Below are 20,989 nucleotides of genomic sequence, written 5' to 3' on the forward strand. Positions count from 1 at the left end.
GACGGGTCTGTGGTGTCCGGTCCTCAGGGCCGGTGGCCGGCCCGCCGGGTGGCGAGGCCCTCCAGTTGCAGCAGGTAGAGCGCCAGGGGCTGCAGCCGGCTGACACGCTGCGGTGCGCCGGCTCCCCGGCCGGCGGCCAGCAGCCGTTGCAGGAAGCGGTCCGGGCTGCGCCACCAGTGCGGTTCCACGGCCACCGCGTGGGCGAGGAACCGCAGGAGGTACGCCAGCCGGTGCGCGACCAGCACGGGACCGTGCCGCTGGGGCACCGACGAGGCGAACCCCAGGTCCGCGTGCTCGGGAAAGGCCTTGTGCAGCGCCCGGTCGTGGAAGGCCCCGTCGGCCAGGAGGCGGTGCGGCACCGTGGCGAGGTGGTCGAAGAGGTCGTGGTCGAGATAGGGGGTGTGGGTCAGGAGCCGCCCGTCTCCCAGGGCGAACGGAGCCGCGGAGATGGAGCGCCGGGTCCGGTTCCAGAAGAAGAAGGAACTGAGCGGGCAGGCGCTGCCCGCGTGCCGGGCCAGCTCGGTGACGAGACGCCGCCGGGCCGCCTGCCTGCTCCACAGGGCGCTCGTCCGTGGGCCCAGCAGGTGTTCCACGTGAGGGCCGGTCCGCCCTGCGGCCAGCAGCCGGTCCGCGAGGCCGGGCAGATCGGTGGGGTCGTAGGAATGGGTCCGGATGAACCCGATGCTCGGGTTCTGGGCCAGCTCCCCGCCGCCGAGACCGTCGTACGAGACGCGGGTGTGGCGGCGCAGGTGGGCCAGGAGCGGCTGGGTCCACGCGCCGTCCAGGGTGGTCATGCCCTGCGCCGGCAGGGCGGAGAGCTCCGCGCGGAACTGCGCCCGCGGACGCGGTACCACCGTGTGCGGCAGACCGAGCCGGTCCGCGAGGACGCCTGCGACGCGAGCGTCGGCCCCCGGATCGGGAGGGAACTTCGCGCCGCTGACGCACCGACGCGGGGGCGCGCCCTGGCGGCACAGCTCGAGCAGGATGTGCCGCGAGTCCCGGCCGCCGCTGAGCGGCAGGTCGTACGGCTCACCGGCGAGCCGGCGGGCCACCGAGGCGCGGAACAGGTCGACGAACCCGTCGACCGCCTGTGTCCCGGTCATGGCGGCGGGCCCGGGACGCGGCGGCCCGCCGGACCGCAGCCGTGGTCCGCGGGTGTCCCAGGTGAGTGTGGCGGCCGGGGGCAGCGCGCGGACCTCGGCGAAGGCCGTGTCCTCGGCGAGGAAGAACCCCAGCCGGAGGAAGACGGCGAGCGCGTCGTGGTCCAGCTCGGCGGGTCCGTCGTCCGGCAGCAGCGCCAGCGGGTCGGGGGAGAGCGCGAACGAGGCGCCGCCGGCCCGGTAGAAGAGGGGGCAGACGCCGTAGCGGTCGTTGCGGGCCACCAGGCGTCCGCCGTCCCAGCGCCACCCGGCGAAGACGCCTTCGGCCGGCGGGCCCGGGTCCAGGTGGTCACCGGTGAGGGGGTGTCCGAGGCGCGCCTCCTCGTCGCCCTCCACACGCACCCCGCCGCCCTGCGCCACCAGGTGGAGGCGGGGGGCGGACGCGGCCGGGGGGCGGACGGTCACCGGGCGTCCAGCAGGGCCCTCAGGGCGGCTCCGATCCTGTCCGTCACCGCGTCCTGGTCCAGTACGGATTCGGCGAAGGAGACCGCGGCCTTCTTGTGCACCTCGATCACCGACGGACGGGTCAGCCAGTCGTCCGCCGCTTTGAACAGCTCCTCGGGGGTGGCGCAGGCGCGGCCCAGCCCTTCCTCGTCGATGAGTCCCGGCACCCACCGCTCCATGGGCAGTCCCGACTCGAGCATCAGGACCGGTATGCCGAAGAAGGCCGCCTCGAGGGTGGTGTTGGGCCCGGCCTTCGACACCAGGAGCCCGTACCTGGACCGGGAGGCACGCCGGATGTAGTCGAAGTACTCGGTCTGGCTGAGGACGCTGTGGAACCGCCAGTGGGGCCGCCCGGCCGCCGCGGTGCGACGGGCGAGTTCCGGGTCGCCGTAGCCGACGAAGACGAGGTCGATGCCGGGGTGCCGGACGGCGAGGCGCCGCACCAGCTCGGGGTACGTCTCCCCGCCGCGGTTGGAGAAGACGATCACCCGCGGCCGGTCCGGGCCCGGACCGTCGCCCCAGGGGCCCGCGTCGGAGGTGGCCGACTCGCTGGTCATGAAGTCCCGCAGATCGTGCTGCGCGACGAGCGGACCCACCACCCGCACGCGTTCCGGGTCGCCGCCGGCCGTGGCCAGCAGGTGCTCCTTCGCCCGGGGGAAGCCGACGAGTGTCAGATCCGGGTACCGGCTGCGGTGCAGCGGCAGTTGCAGCAGCCCGGGGTTGGTCACGTGGCTGACGACCCGGGTGGACGTCCCGGCGAGCCGGACGGCGGCCACGCACAGCCTCGCCACGAACCCCTTCGTGCCGACCACCACGTCCGGAGCGGTCCGACGCAGATGACGGGTGAGCGGCTCGAGGTCGGCCTGCTGGGCGGGGGCGGGGTCGACCTCGAACCCTTCCGGGAAGCGTGCCTGGAGGCGGTCCATGAGCGCCATGTACCGCTGGTTGCGGACGACGGCGTCGGGACTCTCCAGCGAGATGGTCCGGATCTCCGCCCCGGCCTCACCGATCCACGGGAGGATCGGCTCCGCCTCCAGGAGGGTCACCTCCGCGTCGATCACGCTCCGGAGCGCGCGGGAGAAGCGCGTCGCGGCGAGATAGTTGCCGAACTCACCCCAGGTCCGGGGGGAGAGCACCTGAACAAGCGGTCGGTCGGGAGCAGCCATGGGTCTCCTAGGAGAGGGCCGGGTACGCGGGGGACTCGGAGGCGTGGGGCCGGGCCGTCAGGCTCTCGAACCAGAGCTGGTAGACCAGGAGGGCCCACAGCTTGCGGGAGGTGTCCCGCCGGCCGCCGAGGTGGTCGTCGATCAGCAGGCGCACCGCCCCGGGGTCGAACAGGCCGCCGCGGCGAAGGGACGCCGTGGAGAGGGTGTCCAGGAGCAGGGGCCGCAGCTCGCCGCGGAGCAGGGCCGCCAGCGGCGCGCGGAAGCCCAGCTTGGTCCGCCGGACGACGGAGGGGGGAAGCCAGTCGGCGGCGATCTGCCGCAACAGGTACTTGCCGGTGAACCGGTGCAGTTTCAGACCGGTGGGCAGGGAGTTGCCGTACTCGACCAGGTCCAGGTCGAGGAAGGGGGAACGCAGTTCGAGGGCGCTGCGCATGCCGCCCCGGTCCGTCTTGGTGAGGATCACGTCCCGCAGGAAGTGGGTCGTCACGGCGAGCTGGCTGAGCTGGACTCCGGAGAGGCCGGGCTGCCCCCGGAGCAGGCGCGACACCTCGGCGAACGGGTCGTGCCCGGTCAGTTCGGCCCCGGCCTCGGGAGTGAGCAGCTGCGGCAGCGCGCCCGGGGCGAAGGGCGCCGTCGAGAGGTAGAACCGGTGCTCCGGGGACGCCTGCAGTCCTTTGGCCAGCAGGCCGAGGGCCGCCGTCACGGGGAGGTTGCCGGAACGGGCCGGCAGCCGGCGGGCCAGCAGCCGGACGAGAGCCTCCAGCCGGGGGGCCGGAAGGACGCGCAGCAGCAGCTCGATCGCCCGCTCGGCCTGGAAGTAGCGGTACCCCAGAAGGAGTTCGTCCGCGCCGTCGCCGGTGAGAGCGCCCCGGACGTGCTCGCGGGCCGCCCGGCAGACCAGGCGCGTGGGCAGCAGGGAGGGGTCGGCCAACGGTTCGTCGGCCAAGGCCAGTTCGGACTCCACCACACCCGCGAGGTCGGGTCCGCCGATCCTCACCACATGGTGTTCGGTGCCCAGATGGCGTGCCACCGCCAGGGCGTGGTCGCTCTCGTCGAAGTCCGGGTCCTCGAACCCCGCGCTGAAGGTGGGCACCGGCTGTCCCGGCAGGAGCTGCTGGGCCACCGCGGCTACCGCGCTGGAGTCGAGACCGCCGCTGAGCAGGACACCGAGGCGGCGGTCGGTGCTGGTCATCCGGCGGGCGACCGCGGCGCGGAAGAGCTCCTCGAACCGCCGGGCGGCCTCCCGCCGTCCCGGGCCGCGGTGCGGCCGGACACCGGGGGCCAGGCGGGGCCGCCAGAACTCGGTCTCGCTCGACTCCCCGTGCCGGTGGGTGACGCAGCTGCCGGGCCGTACCTTGCGCACCCCCGACACGGCCGAGGCGGGGGCGCAGAACGCCTGGAACACCAGGTAGTCGGCGAGTGCCCGGACGTCGGGAGTGCGCGGTGCGGCGGGGTGCCGCAGCAGGGCGGTGAGTTCGGACGCGAAGGCGATGCCGTCCGGCACGAGGGTGTAGTAGAGGGGCTTCTTGCCCATCGGGTCGCGGGCCAGCACCGTGGTGTCGGTGCGGGCGTCGTGCAGCGCGAAGGCGAACATGCCCCGCAGCCGGTCGAGCATCCGCGTTCCCTGCAACTCGTACAGTTCCACCAGGACTTCGGTGTCACTGGCGGTGCGCAGCGTGACACCGGCGGCCCGGACCTCTGCGCGCAGCTCGGCGTGGTTGTAGATCTCGCCGTTGAACACCAGGGCGGTGGCTCCCGACGCGGAGACGAACGGCTGCGTGCCGTGGTCCGGGTCGGTGAAGGTCAGGGCGCAGTGCGCGAGGGTGACACCCCGGTGATGGAGCCAGTCCGAGCCGTCGGGGCCGCGGTGCGCCACGGCGGCGAGCATGTGCTCGGCCGTGGCCCGCGCGCCTTCCCGCCCGGCGCCGGCGTCACTGAATCCGACGAAGCCGCACATGCCGACTACAGCCGCGGCGTGGGCGTCGTGGAGCCGCCGACCGGGACGGTGTCCTGCGCGCGGGCCAACGACCGCCGGGTCCACTCGATCTGGGTGGCAAGACCTCCCCGCAGGCCCATCCGGGCCGTGAAGCCCAGGACGCGCTCCGCCCGCCGCACGTCGGCGGTGGTCGAGCGGACGTCGCCGATGCGGGCGGAGCCGTACGCGGTGCACGGGCGCAGGCCGGTCAGCTCCGCGGTCATGGACACCACTTCGTTGACCGAGACGGCGCTCCCGGTGCCGATGTTCAGGACCGTGCTGCCCTGCTCCCGGACCGACGCGGTCAGCACCAGGGCCCGCACCACGTCGGACACGTGGGTGAAGTCGCGTATCTGGGTTCCGTCGCCGTAGATCTCGATGGGCTCGTTCCGCAGCGTCGACCGGATCAGCCGGGAGATGAACATGTCCGGTCGCTGGCCGGGGCCGTAGACGGTGAAGAACCTCAGGGCGCCGACCGAGAGTCCGGCGTCGCCACGGGCGGCGAAGGCCAGGGCCAGCCGCTCCGCGGCGAGTTTGGTGACACCGTAGGGGGAGAGCGGACGGGGCAGGTCGTCCTCGCTCATCGCGCCGTCCGCGCCGCCGTACACGCTGGAGGAGGAGGCGACCACCACGCGTTCCACGCCTGCCCGCACACAGGCGTCCAGCAGACGCTGGGTCGCCAGTACGTTGCACTGGAGGTACTCGGGGAATTGGGTCCATGACGGGCGGACCCCGGGTAACGCGGCCAGGTGGAAGACCGTCGAGGTGCTTTTCAGGCAGTCCACCAGATTCAACGAGTTGAGGTCGCCGCGTATCGTCCGGAGTGATCCGGAAAGGGGTGGCGACTGCCTCCTCGAGTCGTCCGGGAGGGGCCTCCGGTCCAACGCCACAACGTTTCTGCGGGAACTCCTCAATTCGGTCACGAGATGCGACCCGATGAAACCGGCTGCACCGGTGACCAGAACGTTGTCGTCCGGCAAGTCCGTTCTGCGTGTGTCGCTCGACATGAATCCCCCTTGTTTCGCTCACATGTGGCTGATCAAGGCGGTGCTTGGGCGGTGCATTGCGGTGCACGTACGCGCGCGTCTGCCTCCGGCTCGACCGGCCGGCCCGCGCGGTCGCCGTGGCGCTGTACGGCGTTGAAAAGCGCGGCTGACCAGGCTTTTGGCGTCGAGAAACACATGTCCGGACCAAGAGGCCTGGGGAGTCTAACAGCACGCGTCAATCACGAGCAATAGCGCGCTGCGGTGCCTGCCCGGGGCGGCGTCCGCTATCGGCATTCCCGCAGAATGAGCGCATCGCGGCCACCGCTGCCGAGGCGTCATTCACAAGGAGGCGCACGGGACTTTATGCTGGCCGCTCGCCGCCGGGCGAATGGGGGAGGGACGCGTTGGCAGGCAGTCCGTTACGGCACCTTTCCATGCTTGTCCGCTACCTGCGCGGCGAACGGACCGCCATGACGCTGCTCGCTCTGCTGGTTCCCACCGGAATAGGTCTCCAGCTGGTGGCGCCCTACCTGCTGCGCGGGTTCATCGACGGGGCACTCTCCGGCGACTCCCAGGAGACGCTGAGGGGCCTCGCCGTCTGGTCCCTGACGGCCGCCGTGGGGGTGCTCGTGGTCACCGTGGGCACCGAGGCGCTGGCCTCGCGGGTCGCCTGGCGCAGCACCAACCGATTGCGCGCGGACCTGGTCGGACACTGCCTGAGCCGGCCACCGGGCTTCTACCGCGAGCACCCTCCCGGTGAACTCGTCGAGCGGATGGACGGCGACGTCACCCGGCTCGCCGCGGTGATGTCGGCGCTGCTCCTGGAACTGCTGGCGCAGGCGCTGCTGATCGTCGGCATCCTCGTCGCCCTGTTCCGACTGGAGTGGCGGCTGGCCGTGGTGTTCGCCCCGTTCGCAGTCGGCACTCTCCTGCTGCTGCGGACCCTGGTGGGCCGCGCCATGCCCTTCGTCACCGCGCGGCAGCGGGTCGCGGCGGACCTGCAGGGCTTCCTCGAGGAGCGCCTGGCGGCGGCGGAGGACCTCCGGGCCAACGGAGCCTCGCGGTACACGCTGCGGCAGCTCGGCGACCGGCAGGAGGATCTGTACCGAAAGGCCCGCGACGCGGCCCGCGTCTCGGTCCGCTGGCCCGCCACGGTGCAGGGCCTGTCCGCCGTCAGCGTCGTCCTCGCCCTGGCGGTCAGCGCCTGGCTGCACTCCCGGGGACAACTCTCCACCGGGACGGCCTTCGCCTCCCTGTCCTACGCCATGCTGCTGCGCCGCCCCCTGCTCGCGGTCACCACCCGCTTCCGTGACCTCGAGGACGCCGCCGCGAGCGTCCAGCGGCTGAGGGACCTGCTGGGCCACGAGACGGCGCCCCGCACGGGAGGCAGGGTGCTGCCGACCGGACGGCCCGGCGTCCGCTTCGACCGGGTCTCGTTCTGCTACGAGCCCGACGAGCCGGTGCTGCGGGACGTCTCCTTCACCCTGCGTCCCGGCGAACGCCTCGGTGTCGTGGGACGCACCGGCAGCGGCAAGTCCACCGTTGTCCGGCTGCTGTTCGGGCTCCACCGCCCCGTGACGGGCTCGGTGTCGGCCGGCGGCCTGGACGTGACGGAGATCGACCCCCGGGCGCTGCGCAGCCGGGTCGCGCTGGTCACCCAGGAGGTGCACGTCTTCCATGCCGCGCTGCGCGACAACCTCACCTTCTTCGACCGGGCCGTTCCCGACGACCGGCTGCGCGCCGCGCTGGGCGAGGCCGGGCTCGGCCCTTGGCTGCGCACCCTGCCCGACGGCCTGGACACGCTGCTCGGCGCCGGAGCCCGTGGCATGTCCGCGGGCGAGGAACAGCAGCTCGCACTGGCCAGGGTGTTCCTGCGCGATCCGGGACTGGTCCTGATGGACGAGCCGACGGCCCGGCTGGATCCGTACAGCGAACGGCTTCTGGTGCCCGCGCTGGAACGGCTGCTCGAGGGCAGGACCGCCGTCGTGGTGGAGCACCGCCCGCACCTGCTCCTGAACGCCGACCGGATCCTGGTACTGGAGGACGACGGGAAGGTCGCCGAGGAGGGGGAGCGGACCGTCCTCGCGGCCGATGCCTCGTCGCGCTTGCACGCGTTCCTGCGCACGGCCGGGACCGCCCGGTGAGGGGACCGGTGGGGGAAGGGGACAGGAGGGGGATCGCGTGCGACGCGTGGAGCGGGCGGACGACGGAGCGGGGCGGGCGGACGGGAACAGAGGACGGGCGGACCGGGGCAGGGGGCGCGTGGACGAGGGTGCGGAGCGGCAGTCCGTCCTGGGCCGGCTCGTGGACGTGCTGCGCGGCTCGTCCCGCGCCTACTGGACCCTCACCGGTCTGTGGATCCTGCTGCGGCTGGGAACCCTGGTGGTGGGAGTGCTGTTCCAGCGGCTGTTCGACGCGCTGGGCGCGAACGGGGGCGTGTGGCTGATCATCGCGCTGGTGGCCGCGATCGAGGCGGGGCGGCTGTTCCTCCAGTTCGGGGTGATGATCAACAGACTGGAGCCGCGGGTCCAGTACGGCACCACGGCCCGGCTGCGGCACGCCCTGCTGGGATCGGCCCTGCGTGGGCCCGAGGTGACGGCCCGTACCAGTCCCGGCGAGTCCCTGCGAACGGTGGGCGAGGACGTCGACGAGACGGGGTTCTTCGTGGCCTGGGCGCCGACGAACCTCGCCCACTGGCTGTTCGTCGTCGCGTCGGTCACGGTGATGATGCGGATCGACGCCGTGGTCACCGGCGCCCTCCTCGCCCTCCTCGTCCTGCTGACACTGGTCACCACGCTGGCCCACAGCCGGTTCCTGCGGTACCGCCGGGCCACCCGGGCCGCGTCCGGGGAGGTGGCGGGAGCCCTGAGGGAGATGGTGGGCGCGGTGGGCGCGGTGCAGGCCGCCGCTGCCGAACCGCAGGTCACCGCGCACGTCGCCCGGCTCAACGGCGCCCGCGCCGAAGCCGCGGTACGGGAGGAGCTGTACGCCGTCGTCCAACGCACGGTGATCGGCAACGCGGCCCCGATCGGGGTCGGCGTGGTGCTGCTGCTGGTCGCGGGCCGGATGGACGAGGAGGCCTTCAGCGTCGGTGATCTCGCCCTGTTCACCTTCTACCTGCAGATCCTGACCGAGGCCCTGGGGTCGATCGGCATGCTGTCCGTGCGGCTGCAGCGGGTCTCGGTGGCGCTCGGGCGGATCGCCGGGTTTCTCGGCGGCCGGCTGCGGAGGTACTCCGAACCGGCCGGTCCGCCGGTCCTGCCGGAAGGAACCGGCAAGACGACCGCCGTCCCGGACACCGCGCCGGAGCCCGCCCCGCCCCTGCGGGAACTGGCCGTGCGCGGCCTGACGGCCCGCCACCCCGGGACGCACCACGGCGTGGAGGACGTGGACCTGGTGGTGGCGCGGCACACCGTCACCGTAGTCACCGGCCGGGTCGGCTCCGGCAAGAGCACCCTGGTCCGGGCCGTGCTCGGGCTGCTGCCCCACGACCGGGGCACCCTGCTGTGGAACGGCGAACCGATCGCCGACCCCTCGTCGTTCCTGGTGGCGCCGCGCTGCGGCTACACCCCGCAGGTGCCGCGCCTGTTCAGCGGGACGGTGCGGGAGAACGTGCTGCTGGGCCGGGACGGCGCGGCCTTCGACGAGGCCGCGCGCCTGGCCGTGATGGAGCTCGACCTCGCGGCGATGCAGGACGGCGCGGACACCGTGGTGGGACCACGCGGCCTGCGCCTGTCGGGCGGGCAGGTCCAGCGGGCCGCCGTCGCCCGCATGCTGGCGGGCGACCCCGACCTCCTGGTGCTGGACGACGTCTCCAGCGCCCTGGACCCGGAGACCGAGCACCTGCTGTGGGAGAGGCTGCTGGACGGGACGCACACCGTGCTCGCCGTCTCCCACCGGCCCGCTCTGCTGCGCGCGGCCGACCGTGTGGTGGTACTCGAGGAGGGGCGGGTGGAGGCCTCGGGCACCTTCGACGAGGTCATGGCGACCTCCGCCGAAATGGGCCGGATCTGGACGGGCGCAGGCCCGGGAGGCGGAACCGGGGACGCCGGGCCCGCTTCTCGGAACCCTCCCGGACGGTGACGCCCACGGGGTTTCAGAGGCGCCGGCCGGCCCCCAGCTCGGACCAGATGCCGTCCAGAGCGTCCACGAACCGGCGGATCCCGTCGGCCTCGTGCACCGCCGAGGGCGCGATCCGCAGGATCTCCTCACCCACCGGGACACTGGGCGCGTTGATGGCCTGGACGTACGCGCCGTGCCGTTCCAGCAGCAGGACCGACATCCGCCGGCACATCCGGTCCTCGCCGACCAGGACCGGGACGATGTGGGACTCGTCCGACAGCACGGGAATGCCACGCTCGCGGAGCAGACCGTGCATCAGCCGCGCGTTGTGCGCCAGCCGCTCGCGCTCCTCGTCCGAACCGCGCAGATGCCGCACCGCGGCGAGCGCGCCCGCCGCGACCGCCGGCGGCAGCGCCGTGGTGAAGATGAAGGAACGGGCATGGGCGCGCACCGCGTCCATGAGCACGGCCGGCCCCGCGACATAACCCCCCGTCATGCCGAAGGCCTTGGCGAGGGTCCCCATCACCACCGCGAACTCGGAGTCCAGACCGGCCCGGGCCGCGATGCCCGCTCCGCCCGGGCCGTACATGCCCACCGCGTGCACCTCGTCGAGGAAGGTGACGGCTCCGTACCGCTTGGCCAGGCCGGCGATCTCGGCCAGTGGCGCGATGTCGCCCCGCATCGAGTGCACGGACTCCAGAACCACGAACTTCGGCCTGGCCGGATCGGCCGCGGCCAGCAACTCCTCCAGGTGCTGGCCGTCGTTGTGCCGGAATATGTACTTGCGGGCGCCGCTGTGCCGTAACCCGTCGATGATCGACGCGTGGTTCGCCGAATCGGAGAACGCCTGGCAGCCGTCGATCACACCGGCCAGCACCGACAGTGATCCTTCGTTGGCGGAATACCCCGAGGCGAAGAGAACGGCGTCCTCCTTTCCGTGCAGCTCGGCCAACTCGCGCTCCAGAGCCACATGGCAGTGATTGGTTCCGCCGATGTTCCGTGAACCTCCGGATCCTCCGCCGTATTCGTCCACGGCACGTTTCATGGCGTCAAGGACATCCGGGTGCTGCCCCATACCGAGATAGTCGTTGCTGCACCAGATGGAAATCTCGCCATCCGCAGTGCTTGCCGCGGGGAACCGACCCGCCTTGCGGCCGAGTTCGAGGAACTCCCTCTTTCGGTCACCGGTTTCGTGGGCGAGGCGCACGAAGAAGTCCATGTACGAGGACATGTCCAAGGTCCGCTCCTTTTCGCTTCCCAACGGGTCGGGCTCATCCTAGGATCCACCGCGGGTCTTGCACAGAAGACGTTTCATGCTGTCGTCCGGCCGGTAGCCGCCGTTTACCGGCACTCGAAACGGAGTGAACCGGAGTCACGATGAGCGCTTACGGAAATTCCCCGGCAGAGCGGTTCACGACGAACTCCGGCGCTGTCGCCGGACCTCCCACCCGCGACGGTCGCACGCCCGCGGCCCGGGGTGCGGCCCTTTCGGCGGCCACGATCCTCTCGGACTCCGCGGGCCGGTGGCCGGATCGCACCGCGGTGGTCGCGGGCGCCGAGCGGATCACCTACGGCTCGCTCTGGCACTCGGTGCTCCGGTACGCCGCGGTACTGCGCGAACGGGGAGCCGGCCCCGGCGACCGGATAGGCCTGCTGGTGACCAACTCCCCGCACTTCCCGACGGCCTACTTCGCGATCCTCGCCCTCGGGGCGACCGCGGTACCCGTGAACGTGCTGCTGAAGACCGACGACATCGCCCACATCCTCCGGCACTCGAAAGCCCGAGCCCTCGTCTGCTCCGCCGAGTTGCTCGGGGAGGCGGAAGCGGCGGCCGAGGCGGCGGGCGCACCCGTCCTCACCGTCGGCGCGGGCGACGGCCGCCGCCGGCACCCCGCGCTCGACGGACTCGCGGCCACCGCCGGCCCGATGACCGGTCCGGTGCCCCGGGCACCGGACGACATCGCGGTGATCCTCTACACCTCCGGCACCACGGGCCGCCCCAAGGGCGCGGCGATCACGCACCTCAACCTGGTGATGAACGTCGGCACCACGATGCTCGCCCCCTTCGGGATGAGTGCCGGCGACGTACTGCTCGGCTGCCTTCCGCTCTCCCACACGTTCGGCCAGATCTGCGGCATGGGGACGTCCTTCCGCGCCGGGGCGACCCTCGTGCTGATGCGGCGGTTCACCGCCGAAGGGGCGCTCGACCTGATGGAGAGCGAGGGCTGCACGGTCCTCATGGGGGTGCCCACGATGTACTTCGCCCTCGTCGAGGCGGCCTCCCGCCGTCCCGTGCGGCCGGGGCTGGACCGCGCCTATTCCGGGGGCTCGGCCCTGCCGGTGCGCACGCTCGCCGCGTTCGAGGCCGCCTTCGGCTGCCCGGTCTACGAGGGGTACGGTCTCACCGAGACGTCCCCCTGCGTCGCCTACAACCAGCGCGACTGGCCCCGGAAGCCCGGCACGGTCGGCAAACCGATCTGGGGCGTCGAGGTCGGCATAGCCCGGTCCACGGTGGAGGACGCCATCGAGCCGCTCCCCGCCGGAGAGGTCGGCGAGATCGTCGTCCGCGGGCACAACCTGATGGCCGGCTACGTCGACGACCCCCACGCCACGGCCGCCGCGTTCGTCGACGGCTGGTTCCGCACCGGCGACCTGGGGATGCTGGACGACGAGGGGTACCTGACCGTCGTCGACCGCAAGAAGGACGTGATCCTCCGGGGCGGGTACAACGTCTATCCCCGCGAGGTCGAGGACGCGCTGCTCAGGCATCCCGCCGTCGCCGGGGTCGCGGTGGTGGGGCTCCCGGACCCGGTCCACGGCCAGGAGGTGTGCGCGGTGGTGGTGCCGCGGGCCGGCCTGACACCGGACGCGGCACTGGCGGACTCCCTCGTGACATGGGGCGAGCGGCACATCGCGGCGTACCGGCGCCCGCGGCGGGTGGTCTTCCTCGACCGGCTGCCCCTGGGCTCCAGCGGCAAGGTGCTCAAGACGGAGCTGGCCGCGCTGCTCCAGTCGTCCGACGGGGCAGGACCGGGCAGGTGAGCGACGGCGACGCGAGGCCTTCGCCCGGGCCCGCGGCGGCGGCCGTCCGGCGTCCGTGTCATGGGCGCGTTCCAGGTGCCGGCCACCGGTGCCCCGGCCAACTGGCGCACAGGGGCTCCCGACGCGATCCCTGCCGTCGCCGTCCCCGCCGTCGGCGGAGCCATGGGCCCGGCGACCGGCGCCGGGAAGGTGTTCGTCAGGATGACGCCCCTCACGAAGAGCGGTGTCCCCAAGCTGGTGCCCGACTGCACCTGTCCGCTTACCGGGTCACCGGGCTGCGCCGCGTCGACCGCGTCTGCACGGACCTCGCGGTCTTCGGCATCACCCCCGGGGACTCAGGGCCGCCCGGACCTTCGGCGCCGCGGTGTACGGGCTCGCCGGCCGCCTCGACGTGCCGCTGCTCGCCCCGGAGGAGCAGGACACGGGGCGACGGCCTGTCCGAGAACGCACTGATGGTCTGCCCACGGACCGCGGGCAGGCCATCGGGCCGCCCCCCTGGCAGGGCCGGCCTCAGGCGCGTCGGGACCGGACGACCAGGGCCGCGCCCCCGGCCACCGCGAGGACCGCCGCGCCGCCGAGCAGCGCGGTCCGCTCGCCCGCACCCGTCTCGGCGAGGCCGGGGCGCGCGCCGTGCGCGGCCCGCAGGACCAGGTCGGTGACGTCACCCGGGTTGGTCTCCAGTACGGCGTGCGGGGCATCGACCTCGACGGTGGTCGAGCCCGCCCGCTCGGCCATGAAGCGCAGGTTCTCGGTACCGATCGTGCGGTCGTCGGTGGCCACGAGGGACCAGGAGGGAATCGTCCTCCACGCGGCCCCCTCGCTCGGCTGGCCGCTCGTGGCCGCGTTCGCGGGCCGCTGCGAGGCGGCCAGGGCGTTCGCCCGGGCGGCGTCGAGCCGGTCGCTCAGGAAGACGTCGCTGAAGGTGTCCGGCTTGATGTACAGGTCCACGTCGTCGGGGCCGCCGCCGAGCGGCACCGCGTCCAGCGCGGTGGGAAGGGGTGCCTCGGGGTCGTCCGTCAGGTGGCTGCCGGGGTGCCGGGCGATCAGCTCCAGCACCGTCTCGCCCTTGTCCGGGGCGAACCCCGCGACGTAGACGAGGGACCTGACGTTCGGGTTGCCGGCCGCCGCGTTGGTGATCACCGCACCGCCGTAGGAGTGACCGACGAGAACGACGGGGCCCTTGATCGACTTCAGCCGGTCGGCGAGGTAGTCGGCGTCGCCGGAGAGGCTGCGCAGCGGGTTCGAGGCGGCGACCACCGGATAGCCCTGGGCCTGGAGGCTCCGCATGACCTCGTTCCAGCCCGAGGCGTCCGCCCAGGCACCGTGCACCAGCACGATGGTGGGCCTGGCGCCCTCATGAGGTTCACCACCGCCGACGCTCTCGGAGGCCGCGGACGGGCCGGCGGCCATCAGGGCGGCGGTGGGAAGGAGGACGGCCAGGGGGAGTGCCCGCCGGGCGGCGTGCCGTATGTGCTTCATGACCACTCTTTCTCCGAGGGGAATGTCCGAGGGGAACGTTCGGGGGAGTGACTGCATGACGACACTGCGTTCCGCCGAACGGTGGGGCACCACGGGATGGTCCGGCCGAGTGAAGATCGCGCCGACGGGTGTGAGTGCTTCCCGGGGCAGGTTCGAGAAGCGGGAAGGCGCTGCGGGACCACTGCCGGCGCGCAGGACGTGAGCCCGGGCAGGGCAGCGGGCGCCCGGCGCTGTGGCACCGTCAAGGACGGTGGCGTGAAGCCCCGGCGTTCTGCCGCTGAGCACGGAACGGTGCCCGGCTAGCGTCTCCGAGCTGCCGTCGAGGCCGTCGACCGTATAGGGCAGGTCGGACAGCGTGTGACGGGACAGGGACACGGGCGAACCGTTCCCGTCGGAAGAGGCCGTGCCGGCCCCGCCCCTCGCCGGATCGTGGCTGATTGGCGCCCTTTCGGGCTTTCTTCACTGGTTTCACCCTGAAGGAAAGCGAAGGAAGCGCGGGAGAGCGAAGGAAGAACCGAGCACGGGCAGCGCCGAGGGGGAACGCCGTGTCCGTACCGCTGTACGTTCCCGTCCTGCCGACCCGGCCCCACGCGGCGGCCGCCTACCGCGCGCTGACGCCGGACGTGCGGCGTCAGGCCGTTCCGCTGTGGACGCTGCCGCCCCGCCCCGGGATGCCGCCGAAACCACTGGCCGAACGCATCGCCAAGGAGGCCGGTGACATCTCCACCGCACAGCGCCGCGGATCCGCCTGGCTGGACGCGCCTTTCGCCGACGACGCCGAAGCGACGGTCCTGGCCGATGTCCTGACCCCCGAGTGGTGGGACGACCGCAATCTGCGGCCCGTCACCGGACCCGGGCGCCCCGGCGCCCAGCAGTCACTAGCCCTCGCCGCGGCCCGGCACCGTGAGGACGGACTCGGTATCCGTGTACGCCTCCCCGGCGACTGGAACGGCCGCACGATTACGGACGTCGCCGCGCTGCTCGACCGGCTGCCCACAGGCCATCCCGCCGACCTGTTCCTCGACCTCGCCACCGTCCTGCCCGACCGCCCCGACGCGGCCAAGGAGGCGCTGCGTGCCCTGGACGCCCTGATCCCGCTGACCTCCTGGCGCACTGTGACCGTCGTCGCCGGCGGATTCCCCGAACCGCCCGAGGACTTCCGGGAGGGCGTCCCGTACGAGGCCCCGCGCACGGACTGGGACACCTGGCACGAGATCCGGCACAGCGAGCGCCCGTACCTGCCCCGACTGCGCTACGGCGACTACGGCACCCACCCCGCCGCCTACGTCACTCGGACTCCGCCCTCGCGCAACGGGGGCCCGCCGTGGGGCGTGCTGCGCTACACCACCGCGCGCTCCTACCACCTGTCCAAGGTGCCGCACGGTAGGCAGTACGACGAGGCCAGCCGGCGGGCCGCAGGCTGCCTCACCGGCCTCGCGGATTTCCGGGGTGTGGACACGGGAGCGGGGGAGAGGTGGTTGCGCGACAGGGCCGGGGGCTCCATCAGTACCGGCAACCACTCCACGTGGAACCAGGTGGGGAACATCCAGCACATCACGTTCGTGGTGCGGAGCCTCGGTGAACGGAGTCCTCTCCGCTGAACCAGAACCGCTCCTGCTGGTGCCCCGCAAAGGGGGTGGCAGGATACGTCGTACGGTCGACGTGGCTTCGTTCGTGGGATCGGGCTCTGGCTCACTTTTCGTGGAGGGCTGACCGACCGCAGCGTCGACCCTCTATGACCAGCAGTGAGAGGCTGACGTGAGCCAGTACTACAAAGTGGGCGACCAAACCCTGTGGAACCCGTCCAACGGGGCGTCCCGGCTGTTCATGAGCCAGGTCACCGTCTATCAAGCCGAAGTGGGGCTGCCGTCCGGCATCGGCCCCATGGAAGCCGACGAGTGTCGGATCGACCCCATCGCATTCGCGGCGTTCGTCGACGCCCTGCTCGCCTGGCACGGCAAAACCAGGCACGCCATCATGGCCACCCTGTCCGAAGGGTTCGTTGCCACGGTGCTGGCCTTGGCTGAGAAAGCGAACATCAAGGTGAACTGGCAGGTGGCCGAGCGCGCCGAGAGCCGCTATCTCAGGACGGCTTCGGATCCCCGGGCAAAGGAGTGGACAGCCGCACTGCAGCAGAGGTCACACGAGCTCATCCGGCACATAGCGCCCTGAGGCTCGTCTGCCGGCACCCGTGGCAGGGGCGTATGTCGTGCCCCATGTGCAGAGAAGAACACGCTTACGGAGAAGAGCGAAGCCGGCTCGGCCGAACATCCGGTGTTTGAGCGTCTTGATCCGGTTGACGTGTCCTTCAACCACGCCGGAGCTCCAGGGCAGGGTGAGGCCGGCGGCGACGGCGTCCCGGTCGCGGTCGATGCCTGCGGCGAGCGTGTGGAGGCCGGGGAGGTTGTCTCGCCGGACGGCATCAAGCCACTGCGGCAACCGTTCGCCCTGGCGCTCGGTGAGCATCTGACCGAAGGCCCGCGTGCCCCGATGGTCCAGGATCCTGGCCGCGCGGGCCGCCGAGGGTGTTCAGATCGTGATCCACACCCGGGCCCGGAGGAACGGCCGAACGAACCGGCGGTCGAGCGGCATGCGGAACTCGTGGCACAGCTCGGACCGGCGGGCTGCACGGTCGAGTACCGGGAGAGCATGCACGAGAAGGTCTTCACCGTGGATGACAGGGTGCTGTGGCACGGTTCCATGGACCTGCTGGCCGCCATGGGACCGACCGACCTGATGATGCGGCCAGGACGCGTACCGAATGTGCTGGTCACAGCCACTCGTTCGGACCTGGCCGCCACTCCTGCCGAGATCAACGCCCCCACTGCCCTCGCCGACTCCTCGGGATGCGGGCGAAGGGGTTTTGGGCTGGCCGGTCGGCCGTCATGTGCGAGAAACTGTGGGATGACAATGGCCGACGCCCTACTCAGGTGGATCCTGGTGGTGAAGGCTCCTCGGGAGCGACCGAGCGCTTCACCTCCTGCACCACCTCCACCAGGCGGGCGCACAGTCCCACCCACGGTCTTCCGCTCTGGTGTGCCACAGCCGCCGCCCCTTTTGATGCGGCGGGTGGCGGCGCCTTCCGTGCGCCGGCCGCCTGCTGGTGGGCACGGATCGAGGTGGAGTCAACTGAGACATCCCAGTCGATCCCACCGGTGGCATAGGCCTGGGCCTGCACCTGCTGGAGCAGCCGTTCCCAGGCTCCGTCGGCCGGCCGGCGCCGATGACGCTCATGGACGGTCTTCCACGGCCCACAGCGTTCCGGCAGATCACGCCACTGCGCCCCGGTCCGCACCCGGTGCAGGATGCCGTTGACCACCTGGCGATGATCGCGCCACCGCCCGCAGCGGTTGCTGCCTCTCGGAAGGAGCGGCTCGAGACGTCGCCACTCCGCCTCTGTCAGATCGCCCCGACCAGTCATACAAGAGCCAGCGAATCAACGGGGGGCATGGGCACGGTCAGCACCTGCGATGCCACCACGCCGGCTCTGGGTCTGCCACCGGCTCGTGATGCGTTCGCCCGAGGAGCACCACGTCCAGGCGCTCCACCTGCACCCGGAGTTCGGCGGCGGCTCTTGGCGGAAGCATGAACAGAGCGTCCTGCAGTTTGTCCCGGGCCCAGCCCTCACCGCAGCAAGAGCAGGTGAACTCAGCCTCCCACCGTCTCCAACGGCGTTTGGTGCCATGGACACGCACGGACCACACGCTCAACGCCACTGCCACGACGCCCGGAGACAATCGCTCCCGTTCGAGCACACGGACGGCGGCATTCGCTGCTCCCGACAGCCCGGGGACATCGCGATACCGCACCCAGGGTCTTCCCCAGCCACGTTCCCGCGACCGAAGTGAAGCTGGTGTTCTACGCGGCACGGCCCCTTCGAATACAAGTCATGGACCGCATCCCCCCACAGGCCATGATCGGCCGGACAGAACCTGGTGCTGCGGCCGCGCTTACTGTGACCGGCGGTCCGGCTGGTCGTCGAGTTGATCACGGATGGGGGATTTCACGGCTGACGAGGTGCATTCCGGTAACCCCTGGCCACGATCCGGTGTGCGTACTGGTCCTCCGGGCCAATGTCCTGGACTGCTTGCCGGGCTTCTTGCACCCGACTCGTCTCGCACAGCAGTCGAACAAGGACGTACAGGGCGCCACGGTCACCGTCTTCGGCACGGTTGCGAAGCGTCGCCTCCATCCCCCGCTCTCGAAGCGACCTGTTGAGCCTTCGACGTGCGTGGACATCCGTGAGAGCGCGCTCCGTAAGTTCCGGAACCCGTTCCGCACGGGCAAGCAGATCCATGTGCCACAGATGGTTGTCGTGCATGTCCGGATCGTTGGAGTGGCACTCGGCGTGGATGCTCACCAACGCGATCGCCACGTCCCAGTCCTGAAGCTGTTCCGCCGCCCGAGCCTGCTCGAACCAGTCCACAGGGCGAGTATCGCCTGTCGCCACACCGGACGGCACCGTATGAGCAACCACTGATGAGCGTCCTTCAGGACAAGCTGCTGCCAAATGCCACCAGAACGACCTCTTGCGCAGCCACTCCGACCACATCTGAGGCAGGGCCAAGACCTCAGCGTGTGGACTGCCGGGAAAACGCAGAGCGTCAGCTGCACCGCCCCGACAATCCGGTGCCCGATCCGCAGCAGTACGAAGGCCGTTACGCCGACCGCCAGGGCCGGAGCGCCGAAGCCCGGCACTGGCACCCAGTCCAGGGGCGGCACGTTGGCCGCTGTCTGTCCGGAGCCGGCGTCCATCCGGCCCAGTCCCCGGACGGCGAGCGCGATGACGACCAACAGTCCGGCCGCCACGTCCGCCACCAGTACGAGAAGCAGGAGACAACCTGCGGTGAGTGCACCCTCTCTGCCGGAGGGCTGCTTGTCGGCAAGTTCGGAACCCGCGTCACGGGCGCAAGGCCGCCGCGAAGCTGGAAGCCGCACAGCAAGCCCTCGCCAGATTCCCGCGAGTCCGGCGCGACAAGCGCACCGCCGGCCACCAACGGGCCGTCCAGAAGATTGCAGACCTGCACCGCAAGGTCCGCCGTCAGCGGCTCGACCACGCACACAAGACCGCCTTGGGCCTGATCCGCGCACACGATGTCATCGCGCACGAAGACCTCAGGATCCGCAACATGGTCAAGGCCCCCAAGCCGAAGCCCGATCCCGAACAGCCGGCGCGTTCCTGCCCAACGGGGCCGCCGCGAAAGCCGGACTCAACCACTCGATCTCGGATGCCGGCGGGGGGGGGTGTTCCTGACGATCCTGCACGCCAAGGCTGAAAGCGCCGGACGAGAAGTGATCGCCGTGGACCCCCGCAACACCTCCCGGACCCGCCCCGAACGCGGGCACGTCTCAGCGGAGAACCGGCCCACCCAGGAGAAGTTCCACTGCGTCTCGTGCGGCCACAGCGCGCACGCGGCCACAGCGGACACAGTGGGCGCACTCAACGTTTCTACGGGCCGGGCTGGTCCGTCGCGACGCCAACCCGGCATAGCGAGAAGCCCCCGCGTTCACGCGGGGGAGGAGTCACGTGCTTCCGGCCGGCCGGGACCACTGACGAGCACGAGCACGAGCACGGCCGTACCGCCCCTCGCCGTCCCGTCCTGCCGGAGGCGACGAGTTCGGCGGTGGTGGGCGTCGAGGTCCCACTGCAATCAAAGACGTACGGGTGACCCCGGACGTCCAGTCGGTGCGACGCCTTCTCCCGCGCGTCATCACCAGGTCGCGGGATTCCGTGCCCCGGTGGCGGGCGACGAGCGCAGGGGCGCGCACGCCGGGGTGCAGCGGGCGGCCGCTCCACGCCCGCCACCGGGTCGACATGCCCGGACGCGGTCGCGCTCAGCCCTCGTCCGAAGCGCGTTGTCCGTACACCCTGACGGCTCCCACTCCTGCGAACAGGGGAGGGAGCCGTCCAGGTGAGTTCGGAGGCGTATGCCTCTACGGGTCATGCGTGACGGTGCGAGCGCCGGTTGCCGGTGATGAGCCGGTAGAGGGCGAGCAGGATGAGGGAGCCGGCGATCGCGGCGATCCAGGTGGAGAGGTTGAAGAACCCGTCGATGGAGTCGACGCCGAAGATGACCTTGCCGAGCCAGCCGCCGAGCAGACCGCCGGCGATACCGATGAGCATGGTGATGATGATGCCGCCCGGGTCCTTGCCCGGCATGATGGCCTTGGCGATGGCGCCGGCGAGCAGACCGATGATGATCCACGCAATGATGCCCATGGGGTGTCTCCGCTCCGTCGTGTAAAGGTTGTGTTAGCTCATCGTGTGCACCAATCTCGCCCGGACAAACGTCTCTTCCGCATCTTGGTTCTGTCGGATCCCGGCCCGGGAGGGGCGGCGTGACGTCGAAAGCCACGGCCCGGGCCGGGTTGCGGGCCGCGACGAGGACGCGCGGAGGAACGGCCGTGCGCGACGTCCGCTGCCCGAAGTTGCCCGGTACGGCTGAGCTCACGCCGCGGCGGCGGCAGCGAAGGCACTGACCTCCAAGCCCGACGCCCGCCCCGACGTCGATACCACCCGCGCCGCCGACCTGCTGTACGGGGTGCTCAGCCCGGAGCTGTACCTGATCTTTGTCCGCGACCGGGGCTGGACCCCCGGGGCTTGGGAGGAGTGGGCCTGCGCGACCCTCACTGCCCACCTCTGCACTGATCACGAGTAGGCCACCGATCCCTCGG

General features: G+C 71.4%; 14 protein-coding genes and 3 pseudogenes. 7 read left to right on the forward strand and 10 right to left on the reverse strand.

What is annotated here, in order from left to right; all coding sequences use genetic code 11:
• Window positions 1–23: 23 nt before the first annotated feature.
• Genes ACWZEH_RS27375 through ACWZEH_RS27390 form a run of 4 tightly spaced genes read right to left on the reverse strand, consistent with a single transcriptional unit; the run spans window position 24 to window position 5,752 of the window.
• Window positions 24–1,565, reverse strand: coding sequence for an asparagine synthase-related protein (locus ACWZEH_RS27375; RefSeq protein ID WP_456193747.1), 1,542 nt, complete (start codon window positions 1,563–1,565; stop codon window positions 24–26).
• Entirely contained in the window at window positions 1,562–2,770 is a 1,209-nt protein-coding gene (locus tag ACWZEH_RS27380) for a glycosyltransferase family protein (protein WP_456193748.1), read from the reverse strand. Before ACWZEH_RS27380 ends, ACWZEH_RS27375 begins: the two co-directional genes overlap by 4 nt.
• Before the next feature lie 7 nt (window positions 2,771–2,777).
• Window positions 2,778–4,727 (reverse strand): asparagine synthase (glutamine-hydrolyzing), encoded by a 1,950-nt coding sequence (gene asnB / locus ACWZEH_RS27385; RefSeq protein ID WP_456193749.1) that lies wholly within the window; start codon window positions 4,725–4,727, stop codon window positions 2,778–2,780.
• A gap of 5 nt (window positions 4,728–4,732) precedes the next feature.
• Window positions 4,733–5,752 carry an NAD-dependent epimerase/dehydratase family protein gene (locus ACWZEH_RS27390; protein WP_456193750.1) on the reverse strand — a complete coding sequence of 340 codons (1,020 nt, stop codon included), beginning with the start codon at window positions 5,750–5,752 and terminating at the stop codon, window positions 4,733–4,735.
• A 413-nt stretch (window positions 5,753–6,165) separates the two neighbouring features.
• On the opposite strand from ACWZEH_RS27390, the gene ACWZEH_RS27395 reads away from it, so the two are divergent.
• Both ACWZEH_RS27395 and ACWZEH_RS27400 read left to right on the forward strand, forming a co-directional pair.
• Window positions 6,166–7,875 (forward strand): ABC transporter ATP-binding protein, encoded by a 1,710-nt coding sequence (locus ACWZEH_RS27395; protein WP_456193751.1) that lies wholly within the window; start codon window positions 6,166–6,168, stop codon window positions 7,873–7,875.
• Window positions 7,876–7,912: 37 nt separating this feature from the next.
• On the forward strand, window positions 7,913–9,814 hold the full coding sequence (locus ACWZEH_RS27400; protein ID WP_456193752.1) for an ATP-binding cassette domain-containing protein: 1,902 nt from the start codon (window positions 7,913–7,915) through the stop codon (window positions 9,812–9,814).
• A gap of 13 nt (window positions 9,815–9,827) precedes the next feature.
• Here the strand turns inward: ACWZEH_RS27400 and hemA are convergent, their stop codons facing one another.
• Complete coding sequence (gene hemA, locus ACWZEH_RS27405) at window positions 9,828–11,024, reverse strand: 5-aminolevulinate synthase (protein WP_456199859.1); 1,197 nt, start codon at window positions 11,022–11,024, stop codon at window positions 9,828–9,830.
• Window positions 11,025–11,170: 146 nt separating this feature from the next.
• On the opposite strand from hemA, the gene ACWZEH_RS27410 reads away from it, so the two are divergent.
• Together ACWZEH_RS27410 and ACWZEH_RS27415 are read left to right on the forward strand one after the other, a co-directional pair.
• Window positions 11,171–12,835, forward strand: coding sequence for a long-chain-fatty-acid--CoA ligase (locus ACWZEH_RS27410; protein WP_456193753.1), 1,665 nt, complete (start codon window positions 11,171–11,173; stop codon window positions 12,833–12,835).
• Window positions 12,836–12,895: 60 nt separating this feature from the next.
• Window positions 12,896–13,288, forward strand: a complete 393-nt coding sequence (locus tag ACWZEH_RS27415; RefSeq protein ID WP_456193754.1) for a CoA-transferase — start codon at window positions 12,896–12,898, stop codon at window positions 13,286–13,288.
• A gap of 57 nt (window positions 13,289–13,345) precedes the next feature.
• On the opposite strand, the gene ACWZEH_RS27420 is transcribed toward ACWZEH_RS27415, so the two are convergent.
• Window positions 13,346–14,314 (reverse strand): lipase family alpha/beta hydrolase, encoded by a 969-nt coding sequence (locus ACWZEH_RS27420; RefSeq protein ID WP_456193755.1) that lies wholly within the window; start codon window positions 14,312–14,314, stop codon window positions 13,346–13,348.
• Window positions 14,315–14,859: 545 nt separating this feature from the next.
• Between ACWZEH_RS27420 and ACWZEH_RS27425 the strand changes: the two genes are divergently transcribed.
• On the forward strand, window positions 14,860–15,915 hold the full coding sequence (locus ACWZEH_RS27425; protein ID WP_456193756.1) for a beta family protein: 1,056 nt from the start codon (window positions 14,860–14,862) through the stop codon (window positions 15,913–15,915).
• A 157-nt stretch (window positions 15,916–16,072) separates the two neighbouring features.
• The gene (locus ACWZEH_RS27430) at window positions 16,073–16,486 is read left to right on the forward strand and encodes a DUF6086 family protein (RefSeq protein ID WP_456193757.1); all 414 of its coding nucleotides are present in this window, start codon (window positions 16,073–16,075) and stop codon (window positions 16,484–16,486) included.
• A 54-nt stretch (window positions 16,487–16,540) separates the two neighbouring features.
• Here the strand turns inward: ACWZEH_RS27430 and ACWZEH_RS27435 are convergent.
• From ACWZEH_RS27435 to ACWZEH_RS27445, 3 genes and pseudogenes are all read right to left on the reverse strand, one after another.
• Window positions 16,541–16,789: pseudogene (locus tag ACWZEH_RS27435) on the reverse strand (transposase); the annotation flags it as partial.
• Between the two features lie 449 nt (window positions 16,790–17,238).
• A pseudogene (locus tag ACWZEH_RS27440) lies at window positions 17,239–17,735 on the reverse strand (IS5 family transposase); the annotation flags it as partial.
• Window positions 17,736–18,317: 582 nt separating this feature from the next.
• Window positions 18,318–18,740 carry a hypothetical protein gene (locus ACWZEH_RS27445; RefSeq protein WP_456193758.1) on the reverse strand — a complete coding sequence of 141 codons (423 nt, stop codon included), beginning with the start codon at window positions 18,738–18,740 and terminating at the stop codon, window positions 18,318–18,320.
• 460 nt (window positions 18,741–19,200) lie between these two features.
• Between ACWZEH_RS27445 and ACWZEH_RS27450 the strand changes: the two are divergent.
• A pseudogene (locus ACWZEH_RS27450) lies at window positions 19,201–19,805 on the forward strand (RNA-guided endonuclease InsQ/TnpB family protein); the annotation flags it as partial.
• 450 nt (window positions 19,806–20,255) lie between these two features.
• Here ACWZEH_RS27450 and ACWZEH_RS27455 read toward each other — a convergent pair.
• The gene (locus tag ACWZEH_RS27455; protein WP_456193759.1) at window positions 20,256–20,534 is read right to left on the reverse strand and encodes a GlsB/YeaQ/YmgE family stress response membrane protein; all 279 of its coding nucleotides are present in this window, start codon (window positions 20,532–20,534) and stop codon (window positions 20,256–20,258) included.
• Between the last annotated feature and the right edge of the window lie 455 nt (window positions 20,535–20,989).

Source organism: Streptomyces yamdrokensis, assembly GCF_053890455.1.

Bases quoted from the DNA above. Each gene is read 5' to 3' on its own strand.
- ACWZEH_RS27380 (WP_456193748.1), bottom strand. From the start codon at position 2,770: ATGGCTGCTCCCGACCGACCGCTTGTTCAGGTGCTCTCCCCCCGGACC.
- asnB (WP_456193749.1), bottom strand. From the start codon at position 4,727: ATGTGCGGCTTCGTCGGATTCAGTGACGCCGGCGCCGGGCGGGAAGGC.
- ACWZEH_RS27390 (WP_456193750.1), bottom strand. From the start codon at position 5,752: ATGTCGAGCGACACACGCAGAACGGACTTGCCGGACGACAACGTTCTG.
- ACWZEH_RS27395 (WP_456193751.1), top strand. From the start codon at position 6,166: ATGCTTGTCCGCTACCTGCGCGGCGAACGGACCGCCATGACGCTGCTC.
- hemA (WP_456199859.1), bottom strand. From the start codon at position 11,024: ATGTCCTCGTACATGGACTTCTTCGTGCGCCTCGCCCACGAAACCGGT.
- ACWZEH_RS27410 (WP_456193753.1), top strand. From the start codon at position 11,171: ATGAGCGCTTACGGAAATTCCCCGGCAGAGCGGTTCACGACGAACTCC.
- ACWZEH_RS27415 (WP_456193754.1), top strand. From the start codon at position 12,896: ATGGGCGCGTTCCAGGTGCCGGCCACCGGTGCCCCGGCCAACTGGCGC.
- ACWZEH_RS27420 (WP_456193755.1), bottom strand. From the start codon at position 14,314: ATGAAGCACATACGGCACGCCGCCCGGCGGGCACTCCCCCTGGCCGTC.
- ACWZEH_RS27455 (WP_456193759.1), bottom strand. From the start codon at position 20,534: ATGGGCATCATTGCGTGGATCATCATCGGTCTGCTCGCCGGCGCCATC.